Raw genomic sequence first — 11369 nt, forward strand, 5'->3', positions numbered from 1 at the left:
TCTGTTGACCGGCAGGAACGCAACTCATGGCGGCGACCGTTGGGCCGGCGGCCCGTGCATGGTCCTGATCCTGGTCGGCTGAGATCCGGGAACGGCACGGTGTCAACCGGCCGTCCCCGCTCCGGCGCCGCCGGGCTCCCCGCCCGGCCGGAGCATCTGGCTGGCGGCCAGTTCGCGGTAGAGGGCGTTGTCGGCCGGCAACTCCTCGTGGCGGCCGCCGGCGGCGGTGCTGCCGTCGTGCAGGACGCTGATGTGGTCGGCGTGCTGCACGGTGGACAGGCGGTGGGCGACAACCAGCAGGGCGCACTCCTGGGCGACGTCTTACATGACGGTGGTGAGCGCCGATTCATTGATCGCGTCGAGGTGGGAGGTGGGCTCGTCCAGCAGGAGCAACGCGGGGCGGGCGAGTAACGCGCGGGCGAGGGCGATGCGTTGGCGTTCGCCGCCGGAGAGAGTGCTGCCGCGCCGCCGATGCAAGCCGCCTCGCGCTCCTCGGCGCGGTGCACCAGAGCCATCGGCAGGGCACCGAGGGCGCGTTCCAGGGCGGCGGCAATGGCGCCAACCGAGTCCTGCATCTGTTCGGACGCGCGGACCGTGTGGTGCGACAACGTATCGGCGTCGGCGATCTGGCGTGCCAGCAGGCGGTTCACCACGTGCTGGGCGATGCGCCTCTCGGCCGGGTGAGCGGCGTGGTCGGGGCGGGGGCAGTCATGGTGGTCTTCCTCGTCGGTATCGGTCAGTGGCTCGACATCGGGCGCAGGCGCACGGGGACGGAGGCGTGTCCGTTGCTGATGAGGCTCGGCAGCCTCTTCAGCGCGGTTCGCTCCGTGGCGAGTTGGGCGTCGGGGAAGCGTTCGAAGAGCAGGCGCAGCGCGGTGGCGACTTCGAGTCGGGCGAGCGGGGCACCGAGGCAGAAGTGAACGCCGTGTCCGAAGGCGAGGTGTTCCTTGCCGGGGCGGGTGGCGTCGAAACGGTCGGCGTCCTTGTGCCAGTCGGGGTGGCGGTTGGCGGCGGCGTAGGAGGCGAGGATCGCCTCGCCGGCCTTGATTGTCTGCCCGTCGGGGAGCGGGATGTCGGTGCGGGCGTAGCGCAGGGGAAGGTGCTTGACCGCGGGCTGGTGGCGCAGGGTCTCCTCGACGACGTCCTGCCAGGTGCAGCGGCCTTCCCGGATGTGGGCGAGCTGCTGGGGATCGGTCAGCAGGGTGGTGATGGCCTGGTCGATGACGTTGACGGTGGTCTCGTATCCGGCGCTGATCATCAGCAGGAGCGTGTCGCGTAGCTCGGCGTGGCTGAGGGCGGAGCCGTCTTCCTCGTCGCGGGTGGCGATCAGCAGCGAGGTCATGTCCTCACCGGGCTCAGTGCGCTTGGTCTCGATCAGGGCGTCAAGCAGGCCGTAGAGGGCGGCGGTGTTCGCGGCCTGTTCCTCGGCGGAGAGGTGGGTGGCGAACACGTTGTCCACCCCGGTGCGGAATTCGGTGCGCTGGTCGGCGGGGACGCCCATGAGCTTGCCGATGACAGCGATCGGGAGCGGGTAGGCGAGGTGCTCGCGCAGGTCGACCGTCTCGCCGGCCGGGAGGGCGTCGAGGATGCCGTCGACGAGGGCCTCGATGTCCGCCTGGAGGGCGGCGGTGCGGCGGGCGGAGAGGGCGGGGGCAACCATGCGGCGCAGGCGGCTGTGATCCTTGCCGTAGGCGGTGAACATGTTCTCCACCGCGACCCACAGGGCCAGCGGCCAGATGGCGACGGTCTCGGCGAAGGCCGGCCAGTGGGCGCGGCCGTCCTTGGAGACGTCCTTGCTGGTCAGGAGCTGCTTGAGGAGGGCCGGGTCGGAGACGGACCAGGCGCGCACGCCGAGGATGTCCACCAGCGTCGCCGGGCCGCGCTCGCGCAGGGTCTGGTGTTCGGCGTCCGGGTCGGATCCGGTCGGGTCGAGGACGAGTATCTGCTGTTCGGACACGGTTGGGTCTCTTTCAGCTCGTGGCGAAGGTGACGGGCAGGGCGACCAGGGAGCGGGGCGCCAGACGACGTCGTCCCGGTGGCCGTCGGGGTCCATCTCGGGCAGAGCGTCGAGGACGTGGAGGATGGCGGCTTCGGCGATGAGGTACGCGTGCGATCTGGCCGGGCAGCTGTGCGGGCCGGCTCCCCAGGTGAAGTGGGCCCGATTGCCCACCGGCCGGTGGGATCCCAGGGTGGGGTCGTTGTTGCAGGCGGCGTAAGTGATGACCACCGGCTGGTCGGCCGGAAGCAGGAAGCCGCCGATGTCGACCGGCCGGGTCGGGTATGTCGTCGCGAAGTTCGCCAACGGGGGATCGCGGTAGAGGACGCTGTCCAGGGCCTCGCGGACGGAGGCGTCGCCTGCGTGCAGGTCTCCGGAGAACTCGGGGTTGGTGAGGGCGCTCGCCGGCGTAGATTTCGTCCATGCTGCCTTCGGGCAGGTAGCGGCGGGGGAAGGCGGTCCATTCGTCGTGCATCTCGAAGAGCACGGCGGTGACCAGCCGCAGGAGCGCTTCGTCGTTGGGGAAGACCTGGACGACGTCGGTCCGACGCTTGACCTCGCGGTTGATCCGTTCCAGTGGGTTGTAGAAGCTGCCGGTACGCAGTTTGGGGACGGCCAGGTCGAGGTCGCCGGCCTGCGTGGTCAGCGTCATGCCGCGGTGTCCGTTGCGGTAGGCGGTGCGGGCCTCGGTGTGCTCGTTCCACTCGGCGCTGATCCGGGCCGCGGCCTCGGACTCGATCAGCTCCTGCAGGATCCGCTCGGCCACACTCCGCACGAGTTCGAGTCCGTCCGCCGAACGTAGTGACTCCAGCAGGCGGAGTAAGTCAGAGTGGGACAAGGCCACCGCGCACCTCCTGCCTCGGACTGCCCGTTCACCATGGAGAGTTGCACGGTGGCTGCCTCATGCGCAGGGAGCGGAGACCGTCACCGGATGCACGCCCCGGGCATCCGCCCGCGCACACCCGCACGGTGATCGCCTACACCCTCACGCGGGGCGCCATCTCCGAGCGTGTCGTTGCACGCGATGTGAACCGGCTGATTGACAACGGGCTCGGGGCGTTCGTGACGGACGGCGCGGCCTCGTTCAGTTGCTCGCCGCGCACGCCGGACGCATCCAAGAGTGGCTCGCCGACTTCGACCGATACGTCAACACGGTCCGTGGCACCGAGGCGAACTGGGTGGTCACACACGGCGAACCGCATCCCGGCAACATCATGCGATCCCCGGCCGGACGGTGGCTCATCGACTGGGGCACCGTGCAGATCGCTCCACCGGAACGAGAGCTGTGGATGCTTACCACGGCCCTGGCCGACATGCTCGGTCAGGAGCCGGACCGCGGCGAGAACAACGTGCTGGCGCACTACACCCGGCTCACCGGCCGCATAGCCACACCGGTCGGCATCGCGCTGTATCGGATGTGGTGGACCCTCGCCGACATCACTATCTTCGTCGACGAGCTGCGTCGGCCGCACGGCACCGGCGAGGACATCGCCACGGCGTTGACTGTGCTTGGTGAGGTTGGCCGGCGACCTCTTCAGGTGCTACCACACGCTCTCGACCGGGTTGAACTCGGATGTGTACGGCGGTAGTTGGAAGACCGTCAGCCATAATCAGGCGTGATCCGTTTGATGAGCACACCGGTCTGCTGGCATCCGAGTTGCGGGCCACCAAGCAGCCAACCACGTGGTACGACCTGGCGCACGAATACATCGAGCAAAGATGGGAGCGCACCCCAGGGAACACCCGCCGCACCCTGGCTGGTGCCTTCGCCACGGTCACGCCCGCCTTGGTACGGCCCCGGCGCAACGTATTCCGATCCGCGGTGACGTACCCGAGGGCTGAACCGAGGGTTTGGTCCGTGACTGGTCCGGAAGCACTGGTCAGGAGGGGTCCAGTCGTGGGAGGAATTGGGAGTTAGCGCGCAAGCCGGGCCCGGTCGAGAGCGGGTTGCACGAAAGGCGCCTGACGGGTGAAAACCCAGGTCAGGCGCCTTTTCGCATGTGTCTAGAAGAATCCCAGCTTCTTCGGCGAGTACGAGACCAGAAGATTCTTCGTCTGCTGGTGGTACACAGCATTATCTGCTACTGACCTGCGGAAACGACTGGAGTCGCCCGATACGAAGCCGAGTTGGTCCGCACGTGGTCCGGAGCTTGGAGTATGGCGTCAGCAGGGGAGCACGCCGCGGCGCTGCATGGCACGGGTAGGCGGAACGGTCTCCTGGCGTCCATGTGGTCCAGGGCGTAGCCGATGGCTCAGGTGGGAGACTTGGCGTCCATTGAGCGTTGACGGTGTCGGGGTTTGCTGTTCTGTGCCTTTGAAGCGCTCGTGGCCGTGGCCGTGGGTCAGAGCCTTCTCCGTTGTCGACGCGCCCCGACTCGCTCTTCAATGAGCGGTGCGGCGCAGTCATGCGTGGCCGCTGAGCGTGGGGGAGTGGCGAACCGGAATGGCCTGTGGGTCGACGCGGCGGCCGGAGGCCCGACGACGGCGTGCTGAACGCTGAAGCGTTTGGCTGGACCGGATTCTGGCTGGAGCGCCGTACTTCTGGAAATGTGCCCACGCTCGACGGTGGCGCATGTCATCACCCCGGCCCACGACGCCGATGCACGGACCCGCCGTCCGGGAGCTGCGTGATCACGGCCGGCTGTTGCTGGACTCGGACCGTAGCAAACGTCGCGGCCTCCCTCTGTGCCGGAGGGGAGCAGGTCTCCACGGCTCGACGCGCGGTCGTGTGAACTCGGTGGTTCGTGCGACCGCGCGTCGAGGCCATGCCGAGTGTTAAATCTCGCGCTGGCGCCGGAAGGCGAATGCCCTTACTGCATTCTGGCCGACCCGTGATGAGAGGGGCGCTCCCTCCCCCTTGATCACAGTGGATCCGGCGCGCGTGATGGTGATCGCGGCCGCCGAGAAGGCTACGGCGAGAACTTCCGCCAGCATGCTGTTGACTCCGGCCTCCGGGAACGGAGTGATCGTGTGAAACGCCTCTTGGCCGTAGGGTTCCAGCCAGTCCTTGTCAGCGGTCACGATCAGCCAATCCCCCTCGGACTGAATCTGAACTGTCTCCACACCCAGAGTCAGAGCCTCGGTGGCGATCATTCCCGCCAGTTCGACCGCGTCGTAGGCGCCTGAGCGGAAGAACTGACTCTCACGCCTTCGCAAGTAACTCACCGTATCGAGTTCGGCGATGTCGTCAGGGTGATACTTCAATTTCACCCTCCCGTCGAAGGCGATTGAACAGTTCGAATGCGGTCGGGGGGATGTGGAACTCGTAGCCTTGGAATCTCGGCGACTTCGGCGATTCTGGAATCTTCCGTGTCACGGATCCAGCATTTTCGAGCTGGCTCATCGCGGTGTCCGTGATCTTTATCTTGATAATACCCTTCTGTCCTGCGCTCCGGAGCGCGAAGAACATCGCGTCGTCGTAATGGGTGGCGAGGAAGAACCCTCCGGGGCCGTCGGTGTGGCCGGCGGCCGCCGCGGAAGCGTCCAGTCCCTTGTTGAGGATGTCGACCAACGATTTTACGTCGGAACCGTGGAAGAACAGGCCGCCACCGCTGGGCTTCTTTGGCAGACCCTCGGCTCCGAGGATGGACGTTTCGGCTTCGTATGCCTGCCGTCGCCAGCCGGTCAGCCCGCCGACCCCGGTGATGGCGATCTGCTGGGTGAGTTCCTCTGCAGCGTCCGCGTACTGGTCGGCCAGGGCGTCGCAGCCCTGGTCGCGGAGCATGCTCTCGGCGCGGTAGAGGCGGTAGGCGGGGCGGACGGGGAGGTACTTGTCGACGAAGCCGCCGGCGCCGCCGTTCTCGCCGGTGAAGGCGTCGTGTACGTCCCCCATGAACACGAACGGCGACTTGAAGACGTCGACGAAGGCGTTGCCGAAGATTCCGAGGACTTGGCCGAGGTTGTGTACGTGCTCGTCGTCGGGGTCGGCGGGGGTCAGACCGCTGGGGTCGGTCAGCAGGCTGGGGGTGTTGTCGGCGTAGGCGTACGGGGAGACGTAAGGCGTCGCCTGGTCGCGGGTGGCGGGGTCGGGTCGGGTGAAGCGGCCGGTGCCGGTGTTGTACTGGCGGGCGTGGAGGTCGAGGTTGCCGGTGGTGGTCTCGTAGCGGGCGCCGGTGTAGGAGGGGGTGCTCGCGGGGGCGCCGCTGGTGGCGGTGGCCAGGACGCGGGTGCCGAAGGAGTCGTAGGACCAGCGCTGGTACAGGGTGCCGGTGTTGCCGGTGACGTCGACCGGGGAGCCTTGGGTGTCGTGGTGGTAGTAGAAGAGTGAACCGGTGCCGGTCGCGGTGGCGGTGGGCTGGCCGAGCGGGTCGTAGCGGTAGGACTGCTTGAGGGCCCAGGCGCTGTCGTACTCGCTGGCCAGGATGGGCAGCGGGGCGTTCGGGTCCCACTGGGTGCGGTTGGTGACCGTGCCGTCTTTGCTGGCGGTGACCTGGTTGCCCTCGGCGTCGTGGTCGTAGGTGTAGGCGGCGCCTGCGACGGTGGCGGCGGAGATCTGACCGGCGAGGTCGTAGGTGAAGGTGTCGTCGCCCGCCTTGGTCTGGTTGCCCTCGTCGTCGTAGCCGTACGCGGTGATCGCGGAGCCGGTGGTGCTCGAGGTGAGCTGGTCGGCCGCGTCGTAGGCGTAGCTGGTCGAGGTGGTGCCCAGAGTGGAGGTCAGGCGGTTGCCGACCTTGTCGTAGCTGTAGGACGTGGTGCGGGTGGTGGGGCAGCCGGTGATCCACGGTTGGGGTGCGCAGCCGGTGGCGAGGCGGCCGGTCGTGTCGTAGGTGAGGTCGTAGCCGCCGCCTCCGATGCTGGCCCTGGTGACGTCTATGTGAGAGGGCAGGCCCGCGGCCGAGAGGGTGAGCGCGGTCTTGGTGACCGTGGTGCCAGCCTTGGCTGAGGTGACGGCGGTGAGACGGCCCGCGCGGTCGTAGGTGCGGTCTTCGGTCTCGGTGTTGGGCAGCGCGGACTTGGTGAGGTTGCCGGCCGCGTCCCAGGTGTAGGTGGTGGTCTTGCCGTCGGCCGCCATGGTGGCGATGCGGCCGTCGTTGTCGTGGGTGTAGGTGATCGTGTTGCCGTCGGCGTACTTGCGGGTGAGCATCTGCCCGGCGGCGTCGTAGGTGTACGCGAAACCGCGGGTCTTGGTGAGGTTGCCCAGCGCGTCGTAGACGAAGTCCTCGGACATCTTGGAGTTGGCGCGGGCGGTCATCTGTCCGGCTGCGTCGTAGCCGAACGTCACATCCGGTGTGGAGTCGGAGTAGTCGACCTTGGTGAGCAGGCCGCGCGGGTCGTAGGTGTAGCCGGTGTTCCCGCGCGGTGTGGTCTTCTTGGTGACGTTGTTCTCGGCGTCGTACTCGTAGGTCGTCTCGCGCTTCAGCGGATCGCTGACGGACGTGAGGCGGTGGGCCGTGTCGTAGCCGTAAGTGGTGACGTGGTCGTTGGCGTCGGTGCGCGTGGTGACGTTGCCGGTGCTGTCACGGGTGAAGGCGGTCTTCGCGCCGCCGGGAGCGGTGACCTCGGTGAGGTGGTCGAGCTTGTCGTAGCCGTAGTCGGTGGGGCGTCTGTCGGCGTCGGTCTGCTTGACGACGTTGTTCACCGCGTCGTAGGCGGTGGTCGTCACACCCCCGAGCGGGTCGGTGACCGTGGTGGGATTGCCGGCCGGGTCGTAGCCGTAGGTGGTCGTGTACTGGGCCGGGTCGGCGCCGGTGACGTTGCCGCGGGGGTCGACAGCGGTGGCCTGCCGCCCGTCCGCGTCGTAGGTCCAGCTTTCCTTGCCGCCCAGTGGGGAGGTGCGGCTGAGCAGGTTGCCGTCGGCGTCGTACGCGTACGCGGTGGTCTTGGTCAGTTGGTTCGTGCTGCTGGTGAGCCGGTTGTTCTTGTCGTATACGGAGATGACCGTCTTGGACGCGGCATCCGTGACCTTGGTGACGTTGTCGTTCGCGTCGTACGTGTAGCTCGTGGTGCTCTTGCGCGGGTCGGTGACCACGAGCGGCCGGTTGATCGCGTCGTAGGTCGTCGTCGTGGACGCCCCCGTGGGCCCGGTGACCGCGGTGCGGTTCCCGGCGGCGTCGTAGGTGTAACTCGTGGTGTAGGCGGCCGGGTCGGCGCCGGATACGTTTCCGCGCGGCGAGACACTGCTCAGCAGGCGGCCGACCTTGTCGTACGTGTGGGTGGTCTTGCCGCCGGCCTCGTTGGTCTCGGAGGCGAGGCGTCCGCTCGCGTCGTAGACGCGGCTGACGAAGGCGTTGGAGGGGTCGGTGGCGCGGGTCAGGTTTCCGGCGTCGTCGTAGGCGAACGTGCTGTTGTCGCCCGCCGGGTTCCGTACGGACGTCAGCTGCTCTGCGCCGTTGTACTCGTAGGCCGTGGTGTGACCCAGCGGGTCGATGGCCGAACTGAGCAGCCCACGGCCGTCGTAGGTGTACGTCGTGGTGAAGGCGGCCGGGTCGGCGCCTGAGACGTTGCCGCGCGGGTCTGTCTTGGTCAGGACACGGCCGGCCTTGTCGTACGTGAAGGTCGTCTTCTCTTTCAGCGGGGTGGTGACCGAGGTTCGGTTACCCGCCGCGTCGTACCCGTAGGTGGTGGTCTTGCCGCGCGGGGTGGTCACGGTCTCCATGGAGCCGAGCCCGGTGTAGGTGTAGGCGGTCTTACCGTTCAACGGGTCGGTGGCGGACGTCAGTTGGTTCGAGGAGTTGTATGTGTACGTCGTCTTGTTGCCGCGGCCGTCGGTGTGGCTGGTGATGTTGCCGGCCGAGTCGTAGGTCCAGCTCTCCGAGTAACCCAGCGCCGACGGCGCGCTACGGGTGAGCATCCGCCCGGCGCTGTCGTAGGTCATGGAAGTGGTGTTGCCACGCTGGTCGGTGATGGCGACGGGGTGCAGGTAGCGGTCGTAGTCGTAGCTGACGCTCTTGCCGTACGGGTCGATCGTCTCCATCAGGACGTTGCCGGCGTAGACATCGGTCCACACGCCACCGTCGGGCGCCGTGGTGTGCGACTCGCTCTTGCTGTCCCAGGTGAACGCGGTCGTCTTGCCGTTCTGGTCGGTCTGAGACTTGATCCGGCCCGAAGTGTCGTAGGAGTTGGCGACCTTGCCGCCCGCCGGGTCGGTGTAGGAGGCCAGCCGCTTGTCGGTGCCGTACGCGTAGGACGACGTCCTGCCCGCAGGGTCGGTCACCGAGGTCAGCAGGCCGCCGGCGTAGCCGTACGACACCGAAGTGCCGTCGGGCAGAGCCACCTTGGACAACAGCCCGTCACCACCGACCGTGAAGGAGGTGGTACGGCCGGCGGCGTCCTTGACGGACGTGAGCCTCCCTGACGCGTACGTCAGACTCAGACCCTTGCCCGCCTTGTCCACCACGGCGGTGAGCAGTCCACCGTTGTCGAAGGTCCGCTTGATGTGGTCCGGCGTGGTCAGCGTGTAAGTGCTGGTCCCCTTGACCAGCTTGGCCGCCGATCCGGCGGGAGCCGTATACGTACCGTCACTGGCTTGCGTGAACACGAACGACGCTCCGTCGTCCGCCCGGTACGTCACCTTGCCTGACGCGACCGCCAGACTCGCGTCGAACGGTGTCGACCAGCCACGCCCGAGGAGGCCGGTGACGGTCGAATCCGAGCGATAGGTGCGCTCCAGGGCGAGGGGAACACCGGCGCTCACCAGAGAGGCGTCGGTGAGCTGTTCGTAGAACATGCCGGTCGCCGTGTTGACCGGGTCGGCACGGTGCGCCTGCGCGTAACACGTGCAGATGCCGGCCTGAGCACCGGGAATGACCGGGGTGTAGAACGCTTCCACCAGCGGCGAGGTCGTCCCCTCTGGACTGGACGATCCGTCAGGGCTGTTCAGGAACACCCACGCGTAATACTTCTTTCCATCCTTGAGGGGCCCACCCAGAGCATTGTTGGCCCACCAGAAGCACTCGTCAGTGGGATAGGAATTACTCGACCACCAGTCGTAACACCAAGCCCCGGTGGCGGGTGTGTCGCCGCTGGGATCGTCCGTCGACTTCTTGATCTCCTGCTGAATGACGAAGTTGCCCGCCTCGTCCAGGACGTAGAACCACATCCCGCTGTACGACGACCCGCGCTTGGGCAGTTTCACATGCCCGCCGATGGACAGCAGGCCCGGATAGGCCGTGGCCGAGGACGACACCCAGGTCGGATTCTCGGGGGCGGCCGCTGTGCGGGGACGGACGGCATTTGATGACTGAGCGGCGGGACCGCGCTCGGCGTCGTGGCCGTCGGGTCGGGCCGGCTTGCTGGTCGGCTTCCGTCCAGGTGCCTCTATGAAGTCACTGATGGGAGAGCGGTCGAGCCGGGTCTTGGCGATCTGCTTGCGTCGGTCGGCCAGTGTCATGGCCTTGGGCGGCTTGGGCAGGTCTGCGGCGGTACGGGGTTTGGACTGGGCCACCGCAGTGGTCGACATGGTGGGCGGGTTTTGCTGGGGTGCTGCCCACGACGGAACCACACCCGCCACAGCCAGTAAGACCATGGCGAGGACAGCTATGACAGATCTTCGCGCGTGTGTATGCATGATGAATCACCTGAGCGTTCGAAGTGGAGGCCGGCCCAGGTGATGCTCGATCAGTTCGGCCTGGCGATCAATGAGATATGGCAAACAAGACCGAAACACGGCAAGACCCGAAGCCCTTCTCACCACTCCTGGCCTGGTCGACCAAGCGCAGTGGTCACGTTCTCCATTCGGCTTGGCGTGATAGCGCCCCTGCGAGTGCGGAAGCGTGGTTGAACGCCTTATCAAAAAAGCGTGAATGATGGGTAGCGGCCCGATGGCGCGATCGGATCAGTCGGCATTGGGTCGATCCGCCACTTCTCGGAAGCCATGGAGCCCTTTCCAACCTGCCTCGATAGTGCGGAGGTTGGGCTGATGACGTGGTGAAGCCCCTGGTAGAGGGTTTTTCGGTCCAGAGAACCGTCTCCACCAGAGGCTTCCTGTGCTTTTCTACCTGTCGGGCGTCGACGTGTCCAGCTCTGACCTCCGCTTCCTCACGCAGCGTTGCGGCGGCACCGCCGCGCGATCGGCTCCCGTTGGCGGCGCCTGAGCGCCGGCCGCCAGGCCCTGCTCACCCTCGCCCATCTCTAGTGCCGCATCAAGCAACGTTCGCCCTGCGATGAGGCGTCACTCTGTTGCTGTCCTGCGCGGCGCCGGACGGCCAGAATGATCGCGTGGCTGAACGTGTGCAGGTCCGGGAGATCGATGACGACGAGGGCAGGCGGTTACTGCGGATCGTCCGTAGGGGCACCGGTTCGGTGGTGACCTGGCGGCGGGCCCAGATGGTGCTGTTATCCGCCCAGGGCATGCCCGTGGCGAAGATCGCCGAAGTGACGTTCACCAGCCCGGACCGGGTCAGAGATGTGATCCACAACTTCAACGCGGACGGGT

General features: G+C 66.9%; 5 protein-coding genes and 4 pseudogenes. 3 read left to right on the top strand and 6 right to left on the bottom strand.

Annotated elements, in window-relative coordinates; genetic code table 11:
* Positions 1-102: 102 nt before the first annotated feature.
* The 4 genes and pseudogenes from AB0924_RS37980 to AB0924_RS37995 form a co-directional block, all read right to left on the bottom strand.
* Positions 103-465: pseudogene (locus tag AB0924_RS37980) on the bottom strand (ABC transporter ATP-binding protein); the annotation flags it as partial.
* A gap of 271 nt (positions 466-736) precedes the next feature.
* Entirely contained in the window at positions 737-1957 is a 1221-nt protein-coding gene (locus AB0924_RS37985; protein ID WP_366913944.1) for a cytochrome P450, read from the bottom strand.
* 499 nt (positions 1958-2456) lie between these two features.
* Positions 2457-2579: pseudogene (locus tag AB0924_RS37990) on the bottom strand (transposase); the annotation flags it as partial.
* A 63-nt stretch (positions 2580-2642) separates the two neighbouring features.
* A pseudogene (locus tag AB0924_RS37995) lies at positions 2643-2840 on the bottom strand (transposase); the annotation flags it as partial.
* A gap of 244 nt (positions 2841-3084) precedes the next feature.
* Between AB0924_RS37995 and AB0924_RS38000 the strand changes: the two are divergent.
* Positions 3085-3585 carry a phosphotransferase gene (locus tag AB0924_RS38000; RefSeq protein ID WP_366913945.1) on the top strand — a complete coding sequence of 167 codons (501 nt, stop codon included), beginning with the start codon at positions 3085-3087 and terminating at the stop codon, positions 3583-3585.
* 1186 nt (positions 3586-4771) lie between these two features.
* Here the strand turns inward: AB0924_RS38000 and AB0924_RS38005 are convergent.
* Both AB0924_RS38005 and AB0924_RS38010 read right to left on the bottom strand, forming a co-directional pair.
* Positions 4772-5200: a hypothetical protein gene (locus tag AB0924_RS38005; RefSeq protein WP_358930224.1), complete on the bottom strand. Its 429-nt coding sequence runs from the start codon at positions 5198-5200 to the stop codon at positions 4772-4774.
* Positions 5184-10325 (bottom strand): DUF6531 domain-containing protein, encoded by a 5142-nt coding sequence (locus AB0924_RS38010; RefSeq protein WP_366913947.1) that lies wholly within the window; start codon positions 10323-10325, stop codon positions 5184-5186. Before AB0924_RS38010 ends, AB0924_RS38005 begins: the two co-directional genes overlap by 17 nt.
* A gap of 595 nt (positions 10326-10920) precedes the next feature.
* Between AB0924_RS38010 and AB0924_RS38015 the strand changes: the two are divergent.
* Positions 10921-11066, top strand: a pseudogene (locus AB0924_RS38015) (IS5/IS1182 family transposase); the annotation flags it as partial.
* Between the two features lie 86 nt (positions 11067-11152).
* Positions 11153-11369 (top strand): helix-turn-helix domain-containing protein (locus tag AB0924_RS38020; protein WP_366913946.1); only part of this gene is annotated, 217 nt, incomplete at its 3' end.

The sequence above is a fragment of the Streptomyces sp. NPDC047869 genome (genome assembly GCF_040704065.1).
Taxonomy (GTDB): Bacteria; Actinomycetota; Actinomycetes; order Streptomycetales; family Streptomycetaceae; genus Streptomyces.